17 protein-coding genes and 4 pseudogenes are annotated in these 19,254 nt (G+C 38.7%); 2 read left to right on the plus strand and 19 right to left on the minus strand.

The genetic code is table 11. The features are described from left to right. Positions 1–51: 51 nt before the first annotated feature. The 15 genes and pseudogenes from ileS to typA all read right to left on the minus strand — a co-directional run bounded on the left by ileS (position 52) and on the right by typA (position 14,734). Positions 52–2,844, minus strand: a complete 2,793-nt coding sequence (gene ileS / locus HMPREF2634_RS08660; protein ID WP_003025687.1) for an isoleucine--tRNA ligase — start codon at positions 2,842–2,844, stop codon at positions 52–54. A 256-nt stretch (positions 2,845–3,100) separates the two neighbouring features. Further along, positions 3,101–3,886, minus strand: coding sequence for a DivIVA domain-containing protein (locus tag HMPREF2634_RS08665; RefSeq protein ID WP_003025689.1), 786 nt, complete (start codon positions 3,884–3,886; stop codon positions 3,101–3,103). A 9-nt stretch (positions 3,887–3,895) separates the two neighbouring features. Further along, positions 3,896–4,687: a YlmH family RNA-binding protein gene (locus HMPREF2634_RS08670; RefSeq protein WP_021001385.1), complete on the minus strand. Its 792-nt coding sequence runs from the start codon at positions 4,685–4,687 to the stop codon at positions 3,896–3,898. A 4-nt stretch (positions 4,688–4,691) separates the two neighbouring features. Then, a complete protein-coding gene (locus tag HMPREF2634_RS08675) occupies positions 4,692–4,955 on the minus strand; it encodes a YggT family protein (RefSeq protein ID WP_003025694.1) in 264 nt (87 codons plus the stop codon). 4 nt (positions 4,956–4,959) lie between these two features. Then, positions 4,960–5,325, minus strand: a pseudogene (locus HMPREF2634_RS08680) (cell division protein SepF); the annotation flags it as partial. Between the two features lie 96 nt (positions 5,326–5,421). Then, positions 5,422–5,505 (minus strand): annotated as a pseudogene (locus HMPREF2634_RS10320) (cell division protein SepF); the annotation flags it as partial. 9 nt (positions 5,506–5,514) lie between these two features. Continuing rightward, on the minus strand, positions 5,515–6,186 hold the full coding sequence (locus tag HMPREF2634_RS08685; RefSeq protein WP_021001384.1) for a YggS family pyridoxal phosphate-dependent enzyme: 672 nt from the start codon (positions 6,184–6,186) through the stop codon (positions 5,515–5,517). 1 nt (position 6,187) lies between these two features. Beyond that, on the minus strand, positions 6,188–7,462 hold the full coding sequence (ftsZ, locus tag HMPREF2634_RS08690; protein WP_021001383.1) for a cell division protein FtsZ: 1,275 nt from the start codon (positions 7,460–7,462) through the stop codon (positions 6,188–6,190). A gap of 18 nt (positions 7,463–7,480) precedes the next feature. Continuing rightward, a pseudogene (locus HMPREF2634_RS10325) lies at positions 7,481–7,681 on the minus strand (cell division protein FtsA C-terminal domain-containing protein); the annotation flags it as partial. Next, positions 7,660–8,866, minus strand: a pseudogene (gene ftsA, locus HMPREF2634_RS08695) (cell division protein FtsA); the annotation flags it as partial. The pseudogenes HMPREF2634_RS10325 and ftsA, both read right to left, overlap by 22 nt. A gap of 122 nt (positions 8,867–8,988) precedes the next feature. Next, a complete protein-coding gene (locus HMPREF2634_RS08700) occupies positions 8,989–10,050 on the minus strand; it encodes a cell division protein FtsQ/DivIB (protein ID WP_021001382.1) in 1,062 nt (353 codons plus the stop codon). Further along, the gene (locus HMPREF2634_RS08705) at positions 10,047–11,117 is read right to left on the minus strand and encodes a UDP-N-acetylglucosamine--N-acetylmuramyl-(pentapeptide) pyrophosphoryl-undecaprenol N-acetylglucosamine transferase (protein WP_057489583.1); all 1,071 of its coding nucleotides are present in this window, start codon (positions 11,115–11,117) and stop codon (positions 10,047–10,049) included. The genes HMPREF2634_RS08700 and HMPREF2634_RS08705 overlap by 4 nt, the downstream gene beginning before the upstream one ends. A 1-nt stretch (position 11,118) precedes the next feature. Continuing rightward, on the minus strand, positions 11,119–12,471 hold the full coding sequence (gene murD, locus HMPREF2634_RS08710; protein WP_021001380.1) for a UDP-N-acetylmuramoyl-L-alanine--D-glutamate ligase: 1,353 nt from the start codon (positions 12,469–12,471) through the stop codon (positions 11,119–11,121). 63 nt (positions 12,472–12,534) lie between these two features. Continuing rightward, positions 12,535–12,828 carry a DUF3165 family protein gene (locus HMPREF2634_RS08715; protein WP_070836491.1) on the minus strand — a complete coding sequence of 98 codons (294 nt, stop codon included), beginning with the start codon at positions 12,826–12,828 and terminating at the stop codon, positions 12,535–12,537. Between the two features lie 64 nt (positions 12,829–12,892). Next, complete coding sequence (typA, locus tag HMPREF2634_RS08720; RefSeq protein WP_057489582.1) at positions 12,893–14,734, minus strand: translational GTPase TypA; 1,842 nt, start codon at positions 14,732–14,734, stop codon at positions 12,893–12,895. A 177-nt stretch (positions 14,735–14,911) separates the two neighbouring features. Here typA and HMPREF2634_RS08725 point away from each other — a divergent pair, with 177 nt between their 5' ends. After that, complete coding sequence (locus HMPREF2634_RS08725) at positions 14,912–15,637, plus strand: 16S rRNA pseudouridine(516) synthase (protein ID WP_003025719.1); 726 nt, start codon at positions 14,912–14,914, stop codon at positions 15,635–15,637. A gap of 20 nt (positions 15,638–15,657) precedes the next feature. Here the strand turns inward: HMPREF2634_RS08725 and HMPREF2634_RS08730 are convergent, their stop codons facing one another. The 3 genes from HMPREF2634_RS08730 to HMPREF2634_RS08740 form a co-directional block, all read right to left on the minus strand. Beyond that, a complete protein-coding gene (locus tag HMPREF2634_RS08730) occupies positions 15,658–16,038 on the minus strand; it encodes a rhodanese-like domain-containing protein (RefSeq protein WP_024052074.1) in 381 nt (126 codons plus the stop codon). Continuing rightward, positions 16,032–16,256 carry a YqgQ family protein gene (locus tag HMPREF2634_RS08735; protein WP_003025724.1) on the minus strand — a complete coding sequence of 75 codons (225 nt, stop codon included), beginning with the start codon at positions 16,254–16,256 and terminating at the stop codon, positions 16,032–16,034. Before HMPREF2634_RS08735 ends, HMPREF2634_RS08730 begins: the two co-directional genes overlap by 7 nt. Before the next feature lie 273 nt (positions 16,257–16,529). After that, the gene (locus HMPREF2634_RS08740; RefSeq protein WP_070836492.1) at positions 16,530–17,057 is read right to left on the minus strand and encodes a Dps family protein; all 528 of its coding nucleotides are present in this window, start codon (positions 17,055–17,057) and stop codon (positions 16,530–16,532) included. Positions 17,058–17,210: 153 nt separating this feature from the next. Between HMPREF2634_RS08740 and HMPREF2634_RS08745 the strand changes: the two genes are divergently transcribed. Beyond that, positions 17,211–17,870, plus strand: coding sequence for a prepilin peptidase (locus tag HMPREF2634_RS08745; RefSeq protein WP_049516828.1), 660 nt, complete (start codon positions 17,211–17,213; stop codon positions 17,868–17,870). A gap of 169 nt (positions 17,871–18,039) precedes the next feature. Here the strand turns inward: HMPREF2634_RS08745 and trpB are convergent, their stop codons facing one another. Further along, a complete protein-coding gene (gene trpB / locus HMPREF2634_RS08750; RefSeq protein WP_021001378.1) occupies positions 18,040–19,236 on the minus strand; it encodes a tryptophan synthase subunit beta in 1,197 nt (398 codons plus the stop codon). Positions 19,237–19,254: the final 18 nt, after the last annotated feature.

Raw genomic sequence — 19,254 nt, forward strand, 5'->3', positions numbered from 1 at the left:
ACAAAATCAAATTTCTTCGAAATTACCGATTTTTGTCCCACTCCCTTTTGATTATTTTGTTTCAAATCCTTCTGTAACTGCTTGCGCAAAATGTTCTTCAACGATTTCTGCACAGTGGTCACAAACAATTGCATGATAGCTACGTTCTTTGACTGTTTCATCTACCCGACGGCAACGTTCACAAACTTGTCCCTCTGCATGCTCAACTGTAAAAGCTACATCCTCGAAAGCAATAGCATTTTCAGGAGCTTCCCCGTCTGCAATTGTTAATTTAGAGACAATGAGAAGTTGCGCAACGTCGCTATTAACCGCTTCAAGCAATGTTCTCACTACTTCATTTGGATAAATCGTTAAATGAGCTTCCAAAGATTTTCCAATAACCTTTTCATTACGTGCTTCTTCCAAAGCTTTCTGAGCTTGACTGCGGAAGTTCATAAAGTTTGTCCAAGTATCTAATAGTTCTTCCTCATTAGGGAAAGTCAGCGCATCTGGCAATTCTGCTAACTGAACAAATTCTTCTGGCTCATGTTCTAAGTAAGACCAGATTTCTTCTGCTGTATGTGGAAGAATTGGGGTCAACAATTTTGTAATGTTTACTAAAATATCATAAAAGACGGTCTGCATTTGACGGCGTTCCAATGATTTAGCTGCTTCAATATAGACAACATCTTTTGCAAAATCAAGATAGAAAGCTGATAAATCAACTGTCACAAAGTTTACAATCGCTTTGTAAATATCTAAAAATTCAAAGTCGGCATAAGCCTCACGAATCGTCTTGACAAGTTGATTAAATCGAACGGTCATATACTTATCAACAGAGCGAAGGTCATCATAAGCAACAGTATCTTCTTTCGGATTGAAGTCAGATGTATTGGCAATCAAGAAACGGAGGGTATTCCGAATCTTACGGTAAGTTTCAGAAACTTGGCTCAAAATATCCATAGAGATACGAACGTCGTTACTGGAGTCTACACTCGTTACCCAAAGCCGCAAGATTTCCGCACCAAATTGTTTTTCAACATCACTTGGAGCAATCGTGTTGCCGAGAGACTTCGACATTTTCTCGCCTTTACCGTCTAAAGCAAACCCTTGTGAAAGAATTTGTTTATAAGGAGCTACACCATGGTTGGCAACCGATGTGATAAGCGATGAGTTGAACCAACCACGATACTGGTCTGACCCTTCAAGATAAAGGTCAGCAGGATAAGTCAATTCAGGACGATTGACCACCACACCATTCCAAGAAGAACCAGAATCAAACCACACGTCCATGATGTCCGTTTCTTTAGTGAATGTACCATTTGGTGACCCTGGATGAGTAAATCCTTCTGGAAGCAAATCTTTCGCTTCTCGTTGCCACCAAATGATAGAGCCATGTTCCGCAAAGAGCTCAGCCACATGCTCAATTGTTTGCTCTGTCATAATCGGTGTGCCGTCCTCCGCATAGAAGATTGGAAGTGGCACTCCCCAAGCCCGCTGACGCGAAATGACCCAATCTCCACGGTCACGGATCATATTGTAAAGACGAACTTTACCCCATTCAGAGTGGAACTTCACTTTTTCAATCTCATCAAGAATTTCCTGACGGAATTTTGAAACTGAAGCAAACCATTGCGGTACCGCACGCCAAATAATTGGCTTTTTCGTCCGCCAGTCAAATGGGTAGGAGTGAGAAATTTCTTCTTGCGCAAGGAGAAGTTGACCTAACTTTTCAATTACTGTAGGAACTACCTTGTCATAAAATTGCCCTGCAAAATCTGGGCCAGCATTTTCCATCATGATACCACGTTCATTGACTGTAACGGCTACTTCTAAGCCATTTGCAACTCCAACATTGTAGTCGTCCTCACCAAAACCAGGAGCTGTATGGACAATCCCTGTACCTGAATCTAGTGTAACGTGGTCACCAAGAATCACCAATTCATCTACTTCCTCATCCCACGGGTGCTCTGTCACGATATGGTTCAGTTCAGCACCGCGATGAGTTGCCAAGACCTCCACATCTTCCCAGCCGAATTTTTCAGACAAGCTATTGAGCAAGTCAGCAGCAACGACAAATTTACGGCTTTCCCCAGCTGGTTTTACCACAACATAATCAAAGTCAGCACCTACTGTCAAACCGCGAGAAGCCGTAATAGTAAATGGTGTTGTCGTCCAAACTACAATATAAGTATCTGTATCTAGCACATTTTTGCCGTCTTTTACCTTATTTGCATAGTAAAGAGAGGTTGAAACCAAATCATGATACTCAATTTCTGCCTCTGCAAGAGCTGATTCAGATGACCATGACCAATAAACCGGCTTCGCACCGCGGTAGATATAGCCTTTTTTCGCCATTTCTCCAAATACGCGAATTTGAGCAGCTTCATAATCCGGAGTCAACGTCACATACGGATGCTCCCAATCACCAGAAACACCTAAGCGTTTGAAATCTTCACGTTGTTTGTCTACTTGACTCAGTGCATAATCGCGACAAAGTTTTAAATACTCTGCCAAATCCATTTCTTTTCGCTTCACACCTTGCTTTGCCAGAACTTGCTCAATCGGAAGACCATGAGTATCCCAGCCTGGGATGTAAGGCGCATAATAGCCAGACATCGATTTTGAACGAACGATAATATCTTTAGAAATCTTGTTCATGGCATGCCCAACGTGAATATTTCCATTAGCATAAGGAGGGCCATCGTGAAGTGTAAAGTGTGGTTTACCTTCATTCAATTCTTGACGACGTTGATACAACTTTGCATCTTCCCACTCTTTTTGCCAAATAGGCTCTTTATTTGGTAAGCCAGCACGCATTGGAAAAGCAGTTTTCCCAAGATTAAGAGTTTCTTTTAATTTCATAAGTTCTCCTTTTTCATATTAGTAACAACTAAAAAAACCACAAATTCATCAAAAGGACGAAAATTCGTGGTACCACCTTCATTTAGATAAGAATAAGATTCCTATCCCTCTTACTCGTAACGTGAGTTAAGCGTTAAATCTTACTGTTTTCAGATTTAAGTTTGCAAAATGATAATCCTAACAAAAGGAATTACAGGTCTCTCACCGTCACCTGCTCGCTGCGAATATTTTGTTAGCATCTTGTTTTTACATTCTCTTATAAAATATCTACAGATTCTGTTGAAGTAGCTTCTGAGTTATCTGTTGAAGTCTCAGCATTTGTCAGATTTAATCCTAAGACAGACTCATCTAATGTTTCAAACGCTTGTGTTTCGGCTAATTCACGATTTGCTTCTTCAATGCGTCTTTGTAATTCTTCCATTTCCTCTGGAGAGAACTGACGCGTCACATCCACTTCATCTTCTTCTGGAGTCGTTACGACTTCACCCAAAGCAGACTGAACAACTTCTTTAAAGGCTTCATCACTAGTCTGCAAGTAAGTAGCTGTTGGACGAAGAATATCTTCCCATTCTGAAGAATTCACAATGCTTAATTGACTTTCAATTGTTGATTTTAAACGTTGGTGGAAGACACGTGTTTTATTTTTCAACTCTTCTGTTTCAACAGCCACTTTCTTAGCATTATCTGTCGCTTGACGAAGAATTTCATTAGCCTTGTATTTTGCCTCATCCAATAAATGTTGGGCTTCTTGCTCAGCCTTATGAACAATGTTTTCAGAACGGTCATTTGCCGCTTGTTTTACACGTTCTGCTGTATCTTGTGCAATCAATACAGACTGGCTAAGGGAATCCTTCATCTCGTCAAAATAGGTCAAACGTTCTTCCAGATTTTTAATTTTTGACTCTTGTTCATGATTGACACGCACTAAATCTTCGTAATCTTGGACAATGATATCAAGAAATTCATCTACTTCGTCAACATCATATCCTCTAAATTTATGAGCAAAAGCTTTATCTTTAATTTCTAATGATGTAATAGCCATATTTTCTCCTTACTTACTAGACAATAATTCAACAGTTAATTTGTACTTTCCATTTTTTGAAAAGCCATTTTCTCTTAAAACTTTTACTCTCCCATATCCTCGTACACTAATCAAGTCATTTAATAACAAATGATGACTGGGATTATCCAGCGTAGAATAGTTTACCTTAACTTGCTTTGTTGCTATCAGCCGAGCGGCAATGCTTCGTGACAAATGAAATGAGGCAGCTACCACTTTATCCAAACGCATACTAGAGACAAGCACATCTCTTAGCTTTGAATCAGTTTGAGCGATAATTTGTTGTGAAAAATCCACTCGCTTCAATTTTACAGGTGTCTTTGCTATCCTTGAGATATGATCGATGAAAAATTGAATGAATTTCTTATCTACCATAATTTGTGCTCTACCTGAAGCTACAAGAATATCACCAAAAACTTTACGTTCAATCCCTAATTGATTCAATAACGTTCCCATTATTTGCGAATGGGTTAAATGGTGAAATTTATTCGCATAGCTAATTTCTAACAACTCTATTTCAAAATCACTTAATTGCAACTCATAGTAGAGAGGAGCAATAATGACTTTAGCAAATTCACTCGTATAATAATCCGAACTTGAAAATATTTGCAATTGCAAATGATTCCCAAGATTTCGCAAAACTTCAACTTGATGTGGATTTACAAACGAAGTCACTTCAAAAGAATAAGAATCCTCAACGCGCTGCATCTGTTCTAAACTTTTATCAACAAATTCACGATCTTCTTCTGCAAAATGTTGATATAAATGTTTGCTATTCTTCATGAATTTAAGCTAAAAGCAAAAGGGCATTCAAAATGATGCCAGAAACAAAATTCAGAAGAAAGATAACAACAAGAACCGTCCAATCAATCCCAGCAAATTGTAGGTTGAAACGTTGAAATGGTTTTAAAACAGGCTCTACTATCCGCAGAATCAACTGACCAAGTGATGTTTGATAGGCACCCGGAAACCAAGATAAGAGAGCATACACCACTAAAATAAATGAATACACTCTTACCAAATTATAAAGTATATTTACAATCCAAACCATGTTTTTATCTACGTTTCATATCAAAATCAAATTCGCCACTTTGTAAATCCTCAGGCAATTTCAAATCCTCAACATTTACAATAACATTGATTGGTGTTAAAAGGTACATTGTACTCGCAACTTTTTTTATGTTCCCAGCAAGCACATAACGCGCACCATCCAAATAGTCCAAACAACGACGAGCTTGCACTTCTGTCATATATTGAAAATCAATCAAAATACTTTCGTTAACAATTAACAAATCAACAATTTCAGTTGTTTCTTCATATTTTCTTGGGTAACGAACATTGATGGTCACTTTGTCATCTGAAATCGTGCGATGCTGTGCCAATTCTTGCTGGCGCGCATGAAGACGAGTGATGTTTTCATTTGCTCCTGACCTTGTAGAAGATTGTACAGAACTACTCGCTGTATGTACTGTTCTTTCTTTAGTAGGTGTTACAGATTGACTACTCGCACGTAGTGGTAGCTCAGGCGTTTGAACGCCAGCATCTTCACCATCTTCCGTAAAGTAATCAATGAATTTATCAAATCTATCTTTAAGAGACATAATACTTTCCTATTTAAAAAATGCGGTACCAATTCTGACAAAAGTCGAACCATTTGCAATAGCTATTGCATAATCACGGCTCATTCCCATACTTAAATCAGTAAAAGGCATATTAGGTAACTGTTTACGTTGTAATCTTTGCTGTAATTGATAGGCTTGTTGGAAAATGACATTTAATTCCGCTTCATCTGCTTCAATCGGTGCCATTGTCATCAAACCTACAATCTGGATGTTTTCAAGTTTTTCTAGCTCAGGTAAAATAGTATCAATTTCCTCTATAGCAAAACCATGTTTACTGGCTTCTTTGGAAATATTTACTTGTAAAAAGCATTTAATGATATGTTCAGCTCTTTTATTGATTTCTTGAGCTAATTTTACGGAATCTAAGGCATGGAAATAATCAACATAATTGATGACGTCTTTCACTTTCCGCCTTTGAAGTGTACCAATTAAGTGCCAAGTTACACGTTCATCTTTCAGAGCCTGATATTTCTCTAGAAATTTATCAACTCGATTTTCACCGATATGATGAATTCCTGCTTTAACTAGCTCTTTAGCAGTAGAGCTGTCAACATATTTGGTGACAGCTATTACTTCTACTGAATTTTTTGAGCGATTAGCTTTTTGAGTAGCTTGCGCTACATTTTCCAAAACTTGATATGTATTCTTTGCTAAATCCATTTTATCGGTTTTTAAAGAATGGTGGTGTTTCTAATTCATCGTCATCAGAACTAGTGTCTTCATAACGTTCCACAGCTGGTGCAGAACTCGCATCTGTTGAGCGAACAATATTTTCACGACGCAAATCCCAATCACCAAATGCTGAAGCCTGTGGCGCTTCTGTCCGTTGACGACTTGGCTTTGGAACTTCAAGATTTTCAGTCAAATCAAAGTTACGGTCATAACCTTGGCTTCCTCTAGAATTACGATTTTCACGAGTTCCAGCTGCATAAGAATTTTGTTGAGCAACTGGACGAACACCACTTACTCGATCAATTTTTTCTTGACGAACACCCGTTGCAACAACTGTCACACGAATTTCATCTTTCATGCTGTCGTCAATAGAAGTACCTAACCAAATATTAACACCATGACCTGCTGCTTGATTGACGATTTCTGATGCTTCTTCTGCTTCAATCAAGGTCATATCAAGACCACCTGTAACGTTGATAATGACATCTTCAGCTCCATCAATCGTTGTTTCAAGAAGCGGTGAATAGATAGCCTTACGTGCAGCTTCAATAACACGTTCTTCGCCACTACCAATACCGATTCCCATAAGAGCATCACCTTTATTTGCCATAACGGTTTTTACATCAGCAAAGTCAAGGTTAATAAGTCCTGGGCTTGTAATCAAGTCCGTAATTCCTTGTACACCTTGACGAAGGACATTGTCTGCTTCGCTCAATGCTTCAAGAAGAGGAGTTTTCTTATCAACAATTTCAAGTAAATTATTGTTTGAAATGATAAGAAGTGTATCTACATGCTCACGAAGTTCATTGATTCCTTCAATCGCAAAGTTACCACGCTTACTTCCTTCAAAGCCAAACGGACGAGTAACAACTGCAACAGTTAAGGCACCAAGACCTTTTGCAATACGAGCAATAACTGGTGCAGCACCTGTACCAGAGCCACCGCCCATACCAGCAGTAATAAAGACCATATCAGCTCCCGTAAGAGCTTCCGTCAACACTTCTTCGCTTTCTTCAGCCGCTTTACGACCGATTTCAGGCTGTCCTCCAGCACCTAGACCGCGAGTCAACTTTGGTCCAAGCTGAATAACTGTTTCTGCTTTTGAGCCACTCAGAGCTTGCACATCTGTATTGGCAGCGATAAATTCAACGCCTGATACTCCTTCATCAATCATGCGGTTAATGGCATTACCACCACCACCACCGATACCAATAACTTTAATTACTGCTCCTTGTGCCGCAGCTGTATCAAATGAAAATGTCATAATGTATTACCTTCTCCTTTAATCAAACATATTGCCAAGTAGATTTCGAACACGATCTGTCAATTTTTCTTTTGGTTGTTGAGATTGTGTCGGAAGTGGTTCGGGACGTTCAACTTCTTCTGCTGGTTCAGCAATCGGAGTCACAGTTGTTTGTTGCGGCTGAGTAAAGCGCTGCAACGGATTGAACGACTGAGTTTGTTGAGTCGGACGAGAAAATTCAACCGGTTGATGACGCAGAAGTTCATCACCGTGAACGGCAGCTTGTGCTAAAACATCCACTTCAGATAGATTTCCAGCATATTCTGATAAGCTAATGACATGAGCAAAAGCTGGATTACGAATACCGATTTGATTTGGTACGTATAGTTTAACAGGAACACCGAAAACTTCTTGCGCCAATTCCACCACACCTGGTAAAATTGCACCACCACCAATAATAACAAGTCCACCTGGAAGTTCTAATAAGTGTCTTCTTTCTAAATCTTGCTTGATTTGTTCAAAGATATGCTTAACACGTGCTGAAATAATTTCTGCTAAATAGCGCTCTGTTACTTCAACTGGCTCCACTTCTCCAATCACTTCCACTTGGAATGACTCATTGCTAGCAGCCGGTACATAAGCCTCTCCGTAATTAAACTTCAAACTTTCGGCAAGTTTTTTAGAAGTTTTTAAAACTTTTGAGATGTCTTTTGTGACGTATTCGCCACCTTCTTGATAGATATTGGTAAATTGCAATTCTTGGTTGCGAACAGAAGCAACTGTTGTTTGGCCACCACCCATATCAATGACAGTCGCACCAAATTCACGTTCACCTTCATTTAGAACAGATTTGGTCATGGCAAGCGGAGAGATGATAATATTTTCCACTTGAACTCCTGCACGCTCAACTGTTTTTCTCAAATTATGAAGAATGGTACGTGGACCTGTATAGAGAAGACCACGCATTTCTAAACGAATGCCCATCATTCCACGAGGATCACGAATTCCTTGGAAGCCATCTACAATGAACTCTTCAGGAATAAAGGTAATAACTTCGCGGTCTGGAGTCATACTTTTTGTCAAAGCAGATCTCACAACATTTTCAACATCTGCATCTGTGATTTCTTTTGTTTCGCTTGTTACAGGAATCATACCTTGCGTTGCTTCAATCTGCAACAAGTTAGCAGGCAAACCAACGTTCACCAACTTAATGGAAATTCCTGCTTTTTCTTCTGCTTGTGAAATTGCAGATTTTATAGCACTTGCTGCTGCTTCGATATCTACAATGATACCATCTTTTACACCAGCACTTTTTGCATTACTAACTCCGATTACATTTAATTCATTGTTTACGTGTTCTGCTACCAAGACCTTAATGGAGCTTGTTCCGATATCTAATCCTGTAAAAAAGCCATCTCTAGCCATTAGACCATTCCTCTCTATCTACCAAGTTTCTCACTTATCAATTTAACTATCAAAAAAGTATAGTTATTCAAAGCATATTATAACATAAAAAAATAAAAATTGGGTAGATTTTCTACATTATTTTAGCTATTTCTATAACTAAATATTCCTGCTTCCATATCCACAACGCTTGTTTCCGTCAATTGTGGTTTAATTTTTTCATAATAAGGTAGTTTTTTAGCTACTTCTGACAAAGGAACTAAGATTTTATTTCCATCTGTCATAGTGATTGTCAGCAAATCCTCAGTCGCTTTACTCGGTGTATGCTGAACCGTTTGAATTTCTGATTTGATTGTATTAGAAATACCTGATAATTGTTGCACAAATTTCTTAAGCATTGCTTTATCTGAAAAATCAAGTGTTATATAACTTTTTGGCAACTGTGATTTTTTAACTGGAGTAGCAATTTCTTCTCCACTAGATAATACTGGGAAATACTGCTCCCCAGAATAATCATAAGCAACAACCGTGTATTCTGTTACTTTTATTTTAAATGTAATTGGAAATTGGTAACTTATCTCTGCTTTTTTCACCCATAGACTTGACAATTTAATATTTCTAGCATGTGCCTTTTGACTTAAATATGTCGTCAAGGTGTAATCCTCTTTTTGAATACTAGAAGCATCCAGCACCTCTGTTTTTGAAAGCTGTTTATTGCCCGTTACCTCTATATTCTTTAATTTTGAATAGGGGCTTATAAAATAAACAGCTAAAATTAACAAAATAGAACTTAGAATCAATACTGGCAAAGCACGGTAGATATGGCGAGGAGCAATTTTTTCTCTTGTCTCTTTTGCTTCCTGCTTAGCTTGTTTGCGTTCTGCTTTCTTCTTTTTTCTCAAGGTTGTTTTATCAAAAGGCGCATCTTGTTCTTCCTCAGAAGTCTCTGTCTCGGTAGGCTTTTCTGCCTCCTCTGACTCGTTCTCTTGAGTATCCGCTGTCACTTCTTCTGCACTTTCATCATTCTTTTCGACTTTCTCTTTTTCAGAATTTGGCAAATGCTGCTTTTTTTGCTCTGCTAGTTCTTTCTCTTTTTCAGCTTCTTCTTGAGCCTTTTTTTCAAGGTATTCCTTGTTTCTTTTTTGCCACTCAGAAAGTTTTTCTGTTTCTTGCTCTTTCTGATCCTCTTGCTTCTTTTTTGTCATTTTCTTCCTTTATCTATGTCATTTTTTAAAAGGTTATAAAATTCATCTAACGATTTTATTTCGTGGGACTGTTTCATGTTTTCTTCATAAAATGCTTTCTGTTCAAGCAACTCTGCAATCATTTTTTGAAGATTTTCCAAATTCAATTGAGACTCGTCTAATTTTTTAGCATAACCTTTTTTTACAAAATAATCTGCATTTTCAATCTGATCACCGCGACTTGCTTCGCGTCCCAAAGGAACAATTACATGGAGTTTTGCCATAGCCAACAATTCAAAAATAGTATTAGAGCCACCACGTGTAACAACGACGTCCGCCAAATCCATCAACGGTTGATAGAGGTCAGTCACATAGGCAATTCGGTACAGATGATTTGATAATTCATCTAAACTAGCATCGCCTGATAAATTGATAATATTGTAGTGCTGAGTTAGCTCTGCTTTATTTGCCGTTACAAAATCATTAAAAACCTTTGCTCCCGCTGATCCACCAACAAACAGAAGTGTCGGAAGGTTTTCATCAAAATGCTGCCGAATCGCTTGAATCTGCTCATTTGGAGCAGTTGTTTTTTCTCCTACTTTTGTCACAGCTCCCACATGCTCAATTTTTGTCAACGCATGGGCTTGTTCAAAAGTAGAATACATTTTTATCGCACATTTGTAAGCAATTTTATTTGCTAGACCAATAGAGAGGTCTGATTCATGTACATAAACTGGAATCCCAGCTAAGCGAGCTGCAATAACAGGAGGAACCGATACAAAGCCACCCTTAGAAAAGAGAGCTTGCGGACGAACCTTTACCATAATTCCTAAAGATTGCAAAATGCCCCAAGCCACTTTGAATACATCTAACATATTTTGCCAAGAAAAGTAACGACGTAATTTCCCCGTCGCTATAGAATGAAAAGTGATATCCAAACCTGACTTCTGGATTTCTTGGTATTCAATCCCATGCTTATCACCAATATAGTGAACTTGCCAGCCTGCTTCTAGGAATTTTGGAATGAGTAGAAGGTTTAGAGTCACATGACCAACCGTCCCTCCACCTGTAAATATAATCTTTTTCATCTTAACCCTTTAATTCTTCAAATGTTGCAATAAATTCATCGCCACGAACTTCAAAATTTGGATACATATCCCAGCTAGCATTTGCAGGACTGAGAAGAACAATGTCACCTGCTTGTGCTTCAGCAAAAGCTTTTTGCGTCGCATCTTTCACATCAGCAGCACCCATATAGCTAACACCTGCTTTATCTGCTGCTCTCTTGACACGTGCTGCAGATTCTCCAAGAATAACCATTTTCTTCAATCCTTGAATATCTGGCACCAATTCGTCAAATTCATTGCCACGGTCCAGTCCACCAGCAATCAAGATGACCTTGCTATTGTCAAAACCAGATAAAGCCTTTTGCGTTGCAAGAATATTTGTGGATTTGCTATCGTTATAAAATTTAACATGGTTGATTTCACCGACATATTGGAGACGATGTTTAACACCGCCAAAACCTGCCAATGTTTCTTTGATGACTTGATTTTCGATACCACGCAATTTCGCAACTGCAATAGTTGCGAGGGCGTTTTCAACATTATGGCTACCCGGAACGCCAAGCTCATCTGCTGCCATAACAGGCTCTCCACGGAAAGTCAGCATGTTTCCCTCTAAGTAAGCGCCGTCTACCTTTTCTGTAGTTGAAAATGGTACAACGGTCGCTTGCGTCTTTGCAGCCAGCTCTTTCGCTAATGTTTGGTTGAAATTCAATACGAGGAAGTCAGATTTGCTCATATTTTTTTGAATGTTCCATTTAGCCGCCACATAATTTTCAAAAGAGCCATGATAATCAATATGAGTTGGCATCAAGTTGGTAATCACTGCAATCTCTGGGTGAAAGGTTTCAATACCCATGAGTTGGAAAGAAGACAACTCCATGACTAGAGTATCATTTTTGGTTGCAGTTGTTGCAACTTGACTGGCTGGAAAACCAATATTTCCAGAAAGTAGACCACTTTGACCACCTGCAGTCAAGACTTCCGCAATCATTGTTGTCGTTGTTGTCTTTCCATTAGAGCCCGTAATCCCAATAATTGGAGCATCTGAAATCAAATAAGCCAACTCAACTTCAGTGATGACTGGGATTTCCTTTTCCAATGCTTTCTTGACCATAGGGTTGTCGTAACGAATACCAGGATTTTTGACCATTAGTTCAAAGTCTTCATCCAAGAGTTCCAAAGGATGACCACCTGTTACTACTTTGATGCCTTCTTCAAGAAGAGACTGAGCAGCAGGATTTTCCTCAAATGGCTTTCCGTCATTCACTGTGACAATCGCTCCCAACTTATCTAATAAACGAGCAGCGGATTCACCAGACTTGGCCAAGCCTAAAACTAAAACTTTCTTATTTGCAAAATTTGTAATGTGCTTCATAACATGCCTCTTTTTAATTCTTCTGTATCTATTTTACCTTTTTTTCAGAAAATAAAAAAGCCTTTACGGCTTTTTATTCTTGTCTGTTACGAAGTTTTGAGCGAAACGATACTTTTCTATTTTTTGTGACAATTTTGAAATATCACGTAGAGAAAAATAAGCTACGCCAATCATTGCAATTCCTACGAAAAATTCAGACGGTAATTGAAAAATCTGAAATACTGCCAATCCTAATAAAATGATAAAAGCGACTAGAGCAATCACTAAAACTACTACATTTAAAGTCCCTTTAATGCTTTGCGGAGCAGCAAAAATGTAAAATAATAGAATGAGAATTCCAAAGATCAAATAAAACATTTCTACTCCTTTCTAGCCCATCCGCTTCTTTCATATAATGACAGCAAAGCAAACCATTCTTTCATTATTCAGCTGATTTTTTCTTTTTAGCAGCTTTGGCACGTTGATTTTTATCAAGAATTTGTTTCCGCAAACGGATAGATTCTGGTGTGACTTCCATATACTCATCATCATTCAAGAATTCAAGTGATTCTTCCAATGTCAAGATACGAGGCGTTTTAATAACCGCTGTTTGGTCTTTCGTTGCAGACCGAACATTGGTCATTTGTTTGGCTTTTGTAATATTAACCGTCAAGTCATTTTCACGTGAATTTTCACCAATAATCATTCCTTCGTAAACCTCTGTACCTGGATTGACAAAAATGGTTCCACGTTCTTCAATAGACATGATAGAGTAAGTCGTTGCTTTTCCTGTATCAATTGACACGAGAGCTCCACGACGGCGTCCACCAATCTCACCTGGAATCAATGGTAGATATTGGTCAAAGGTATGGTTCATAATCCCGTAACCACGCGTCATAGAAAGGAATTCAGTTGAGTATCCAATCAAACCACGCGCAGGCACAAGGAAAATCAAACGTGTTTGTCCGTTTCCGGTAGCTACCATGTCTAACATTTCACCCTTGCGCTCAGAAAGACTTTGGATAACCGAACCTTGGTATTCTTCTGGGGTGTCAATTTGCACACGCTCAAATGGCTCGCATTGCACACCGTCAATTTCTTTGACGATAACTTCTGGACGCGATACTTGTAACTCATAACCTTCACGGCGCATAGTTTCAATCAGGATCGACAAATGTAATTCTCCACGACCGGATACAATCCATTTATCTGGTGAATCAGTCGGATCCACACGAAGTGAAACGTCCGTTTGCAATTCAGCCTGCAAGCGTTCTTCAACTTTCCGAGACGTTACCCATTTCCCTTCACGACCAGCAAATGGTGAATTGTTCACTAAGAAAGTCATTTGCAGCGTTGGTTCGTCAATGTGAAGAATTGGCAATGGTTCTACTGCATCTGTCGGAGTAATCGTTTCGCCAACAAAGATATCTTCCATACCAGACACGGCAATCAAATCACCTGCTTTGGCTTCGTCGATTTCACGACGTTCTAGTCCAAAGAAACCAAATAGCTTGGTGACACGGAAGTTTTTCGTTGTGCCGTCTAGTTTAGAAAGTGTCACTTGGTCTCCAACTTTTACAGTCCCGCGGAAAACACGGCCAATCCCAATACGACCTACAAAGTCATTGTAGTCCAAAAGAGAAACTTGGAATTGAAGTGGCTCGTCTGAATTATCCACTGGTGCTGGAATATGATCAATAATAGTATCAAAAAGCGGTGCCATAGTGTGCTCTTGGTCAGCAGGATCGTCTGACATAGAAGACGTTCCGTTGATAGCAGAAGCATACACAACTGGAAAATCCAATTGGTCATCATCTGCACCCAGCTCAATGAAAAGTTCCAAGACTTCATCCACCACTTCTGCAGGGCGTGCAGATGGTTTGTCAATTTTATTGACCACAACAATCGGCACTAAATCTTGCTCAAGAGCTTTTTTTAATACAAAACGAGTTTGTGGCATGGTTCCTTCATAAGCATCAACAACCAGAACAACCCCGTCCACCATTTTCATGATCCGCTCAACTTCTCCACCGAAGTCCGCGTGTCCTGGAGTGTCCATGATATTGATACGAACACCGTTGTAAGCAACAGCTGTATTCTTAGCAAGAATGGTAATTCCGCGTTCTTTTTCAAGATCGTTGGAGTCCATTGCGCGTTCTTGCAACTCTTTTCGATCGTCCAATGTATGTGATTGCTTCAATAATTCGTCCACCAGCGTTGTTTTCCCGTGGTCAACGTGAGCGATAATAGCGATATTGCGAATATCTTCTCTTAATTTTGTCATTTTATCCTCTAAATCTTAAGTTTTATTTCTAACTGAACAATTATACCACAGATTACAGTAAAAAACACGGTTAAACCGGGTGTAAATGTTTTCATTAGAAAATCAATGCCCAACAAATTTATTTACATTCTTTATTGCAAAATTATGATATGATAAGAAAAAAACAAAGGAAACTGTATGCGTTTAGATGTTTTACTAGCTCAAGCTCACATTAGTCGTAAAAAGATGAAGCAAGCTCTCCTAAAAAAGAAAATCTTGGTAGATGACTGTCCTGCTCGAAAACTCAGTCAAAATGTTGATACAGGTTTGCAGACGATTACGCTAGAAGAACAACCTGTTCTGGGCAAGCCTCATCAGTATTTTATGATGAATAAACCCCTTGGTGTCGTGACAGCTAACTCCGATGCCAAATCCCAAACGGTTCTAGATCTCATCAAACCAGAAGATTTCAATGATAAGTTATATTCTGTCGGGCGACTAGATCGAGATACTTCTGGACTGCTGTTAATCACTGACAACGGTCCGCTCGGTTTTCAATTGCTTCATCCTCAATATCACGTCACAAAAACATATGAGGTTGAAGTTAATGGTCTCCTAGATGACCGAGCAGTGCAATCCTTTCAAAAGGGCATCGTTTTTCTTGACGGAACAAGTTGTAAACCAGCCATTCTTACAATTCATTCTTCTAGCTCAAACAAAAGCTGTGCTACTGTCACTATTTCTGAAGGAAAATTTCACCAAATCAAAAAGATGTTTTTAACTGTCGGTGTCAAAGTTACTTCTCTTAAACGGACGCATTTTGGAGATTTTGAATTAGAACCAAACTCAGCCGCAGGAGAATACCGAGCATTGAACCAAGCAGAACTCGAAATAGTGAGGCACTATCTAGAAAAAAGCTATTAAAAGTGAGCAACCCGCTTGGATTACTCACTTTTGATTTTTCCTTTCCATCCATCTAGTCCTGTAGAGAGGATGTAAATATTTTGATAACCTTGTTTTTTTAATAGAATAGCTGCATTCATCACACGTTGTCCACGACTATTTTCATATAGTAAAACAGTCTTGTCCTTACGAATCGCTCCTAAGCTTGTTTTTAATTGCTGTGACGGAATATTTCGTGCCCCTAAAATATGTTTACGACGAAAATCGGCTGGATCTCGTAAATCAATTAACTGACCTTGACGAATCATATCACCAAATTCTGCATTGTCTACTACCTTAGCCGCACGACGAACACGAATATAGTTAAAGCCCATCCAGCCTAACGTTCCAACAATAATTGCCAATAAAATCCAGTTTAACATGTTTTCTCCTCATTCTTCTTCAAATATTGTAACTCCAACTGATGTTCCTTTCGCAAGACCCGCTCAGCTTCTAGATAGTCCATTCTTTCTATCAAGCCCGCATCATAAATCCTCTCTAACTCAATTTTCATCATTTCAATATCATACAAGCGCTTACCCATATAGATAATAATGCCAAAACTTTTGAGGTATTGCTGCACATCATAAAGTGTTTTCATGAGGCTTATTTTACCAGAATTTTAGGAGTATTTCAAGGTTGAAAAGAACTCATTTTGTAAGTAAAACATTCTTCAAATGCTCAAAAACAACAAAAAAGCCGCCGATTGGGCGACTCTTATAGGGAGATTATTATGAAAAAGAAAAGTTTAGGATTTTTATCAAATAAAGTTAGGAGGTCTTCATCTGATGATGTTAGTATAACGCCACCTCCTTAAACTTATCTTAAATTCTAAAAGATTTTAAAAATTTATTTTCTACTCTCAAAAATTTACTTACAAACCCGGAGTTTGACCGATTTCTGCTGTTAACATCCAGATATTCTTTTCAAGTTCTGCTTTTGCACCGACAAAAATATCGTTGGTCACATCATCCCCTTCTTCATCTGTTACATCCAGAGCTTCTTGGTAGAGGCCTACCAAGTAACGGAAGATTTCGATGACACGTTCCAAACTTTCTGCAACATTCTTACTGAATTTTCCTTCTTTTTCTTCAATATTGCTGTGTTGGATAAATTCACTCAAAGTTGAATATGGAGTTCCGCCCAGAGTAATCAAACGTTCACTCACTTCATCCAAAGTTGTATCCAAGGATTCCATATATTCATCCATCTTAGGATGCCAAACCATAAAACCAGCTCCACGCATGTACCAATGTACTTGGTGAAGAGCAATACAAGCAGTGTATAAATCTGCTACTGCTTGGTTCAATACCACTTTTGTTTTGGGAAGAGACTTACTGAAAGACTCAACACTTGAGAAAGTTGCAACATCTTTTGCTGCTTCATTTTTTAGATTAACCATTATCCTACCTCGCTTTTATTTAGAATGATTCTAATCTTTTTGATTATGGTTTAATTATAATGTTTCTAAATAAGAAAGTCAAATGATTGAACTCAGAAATTTCTTTTATTAGAAAAGTTGCAATTTTTTAGAATTATTTGCGAATAAAAAAGTATGATTCATTTTTATTTTTTCTTGGTTGGAAGCATTGTGGCTTCTTTTTTAGGGCTGGTTGTTGATCGCTTTCCTGAACAGTCCATTATCGTTCCTTCCAGTCATTGTAATGCTTGTGGGCAGAAATTAGCACCTCGTGATTTAGTCCCTGTCCTTTCACAGCTTATCAATCGACTGCGCTGTCGGTTTTGTCAGTCAAAAATTCCCATTCGCTACTTGATATTAGAGTTGGTAGGTAGTTTACTCTTTCTCGCAACTTCCTTAAGCTACTTAACTATCAGCCAACTTGTCTTGCTCATAATGGGAATTACACTAGCTCTTTATGATCAAAGAGAACAGGAATATCCTATCCTCATTTGGTTGTTCTTTCATCTTCTTCTCCTATTTTTGGTAGGTTTTAATCTTCTAATGACTATTTTTTTAGCTCTTGGAATTTTGGCTCATTTCGTTGATTTGCGTATCGGTGCAGGAGATTTTCTTTTTCTAGCTTCTTGTTCAACTGTTTTCAAGTTGACAGAGATTCTTTGGCTGATTCAAATTGCCAGCTTAGTGGGCTTATGTCTCTTTTGCTTAAAAAAGAGAAAAGACAGGATAGCTTTCGTTCCCTGTCTTTTGATTGGAGTGATTGTTCTGCTTTTATGCGAACTGTTGCTTCAATAAAATTAGAATAACGTCCTATCATGAGTCTGGGATGAATGTCTCCAGATTCAGCGGAGCCTCGAAACAATAAAGCGATGATTACAATTTTCAAATTTTAGTTTTTAGACATAATCTTCCCAGATTTTATAATTTTTTGGGGATGATGTACCAGCAATCATGATCGTCTATCTCATTCTTGATTTTTCGTGTTTCTTTTTTCTAAATAATCAGCAATAGCGGCTACATCTTTATCACCACGCCCAGTTACATTGACAATGATAATCTTGTCCTTACTCAATCGAGGCACGCGTTTAACTGCTTCTGCAATAGCGTGAAAACTTTCAATGGCAGGAAGGATTCCTTCTTTTTGTGTCAACAATAACAGTGTATCTACCGCTTCATCATCTGTTGCAGCCACATACTCAACTCGACCTGAATCTTTAAAAAAGGCATGTTCAGGACCAACTCCCGGATAGTCTAATCCAGCGGAAATAGAATAAACAGGAGCCACCTGACCGTCTTCTGAAAATACAGCATACGTTTTCATGCCATCAACAACTCCAATGGACCCTTTAGTCATTGTAGCCACATACTTGTCTGTATTCAAGCCATGACCAGCTGCTTCAACACCAACTAAATTGACTTCTTTATCTGCCACGTATTCAGAAAATGCTCCAATTGCATTAGAACCTCCGCCGACACAGGCAATAATATAATCTGGTAGACGACCTTCCTTATCTAGAATTTGACGGCGGGATTCCTGACTAATAACCTTTTGAAACTCATGCACAATCGTTGGATAAGGATGAGGACCAACAGCCGAACCCAGGACATAAAAAGCATCTAAATCTGTCATCCAAGCAGCAAAAGCAGCATCCACCGCATCCTTTAATGTTTTAGTCCCTGTTTCGACCGCATGGACAGTTGCTCCCATCATTTCCATTCGGAAAACATTCAATCGCTGGCGTTCCACATCTTCTGCTCCCATATACACATCGCATTTCATGCCAAACTTAGCAGCCGCTGCAGCTGTTGCTACTCCATGTTGACCAGCTCCAGTCTCTGCGATAACTCTGCTCTTACCCATTCGTTTTGCTAGGAGAATTTGCCCTAAAACATTGTTTAATTTATGAGAACCTAGGTGATTCAAGTCTTCTCGTTTAAGATAGATTTTTGCACCTCCTAAATAGTCCGTCAAACTTTCTGCAAAATAAAGCGGTGTCTCTCGACCTGCATAATCTGCTAAATAATGATGATATTCTGCTAGGAACTCTGGATCATTTTTATACTTTTCAAATGTCCCCTCTAGCTCGTCTAATAAAACTTGAATCAGTTCCGGTACAAAGCTACCACCAAATTGACCAAAATATCCTTTGTTTTCTACCATGATGTTTCCTCACAATCT

Source organism: Streptococcus sp. HMSC034B03 (assembly GCF_001838575.1).
Classification (GTDB): Bacteria; Bacillota; Bacilli; order Lactobacillales; family Streptococcaceae; genus Streptococcus; species Streptococcus anginosus.

Coding starts and splice junctions, on each gene's coding strand:
- ileS (WP_003025687.1), bottom strand. CDS start 2,844: ATGAAATTAAAAGAAACTCTTAATCTTGGGAAAACTGCTTTTCCAATG.
- HMPREF2634_RS08665 (WP_003025689.1), bottom strand. CDS start 3,886: ATGGCTATTACATCATTAGAAATTAAAGATAAAGCTTTTGCTCATAAA.
- HMPREF2634_RS08670 (WP_021001385.1), bottom strand. CDS start 4,687: ATGAAGAATAGCAAACATTTATATCAACATTTTGCAGAAGAAGATCGT.
- HMPREF2634_RS08675 (WP_003025694.1), bottom strand. CDS start 4,955: ATGGTTTGGATTGTAAATATACTTTATAATTTGGTAAGAGTGTATTCA.
- HMPREF2634_RS08685 (WP_021001384.1), bottom strand. CDS start 6,186: ATGGATTTAGCAAAGAATACATATCAAGTTTTGGAAAATGTAGCGCAA.
- ftsZ (WP_021001383.1), bottom strand. CDS start 7,462: ATGACATTTTCATTTGATACAGCTGCGGCACAAGGAGCAGTAATTAAA.
- HMPREF2634_RS08700 (WP_021001382.1), bottom strand. CDS start 10,050: ATGACAAAAAAGAAGCAAGAGGATCAGAAAGAGCAAGAAACAGAAAAA.
- HMPREF2634_RS08705 (WP_057489583.1), bottom strand. CDS start 11,117: ATGAAAAAGATTATATTTACAGGTGGAGGGACGGTTGGTCATGTGACT.
- murD (WP_021001380.1), bottom strand. CDS start 12,471: ATGAAGCACATTACAAATTTTGCAAATAAGAAAGTTTTAGTTTTAGGC.
- HMPREF2634_RS08715 (WP_070836491.1), bottom strand. CDS start 12,828: ATGTTTTATTTGATCTTTGGAATTCTCATTCTATTATTTTACATTTTT.
- typA (WP_057489582.1), bottom strand. CDS start 14,734: ATGACAAAATTAAGAGAAGATATTCGCAATATCGCTATTATCGCTCAC.
- HMPREF2634_RS08725 (WP_003025719.1), top strand. CDS start 14,912: ATGCGTTTAGATGTTTTACTAGCTCAAGCTCACATTAGTCGTAAAAAG.
- HMPREF2634_RS08730 (WP_024052074.1), bottom strand. CDS start 16,038: ATGTTAAACTGGATTTTATTGGCAATTATTGTTGGAACGTTAGGCTGG.
- HMPREF2634_RS08735 (WP_003025724.1), bottom strand. CDS start 16,256: ATGAAAACACTTTATGATGTGCAGCAATACCTCAAAAGTTTTGGCATT.
- HMPREF2634_RS08740 (WP_070836492.1), bottom strand. CDS start 17,057: ATGGTTAATCTAAAAAATGAAGCAGCAAAAGATGTTGCAACTTTCTCA.
- HMPREF2634_RS08745 (WP_049516828.1), top strand. CDS start 17,211: ATGATTCATTTTTATTTTTTCTTGGTTGGAAGCATTGTGGCTTCTTTT.
- trpB (WP_021001378.1), bottom strand. CDS start 19,236: ATGGTAGAAAACAAAGGATATTTTGGTCAATTTGGTGGTAGCTTTGTA.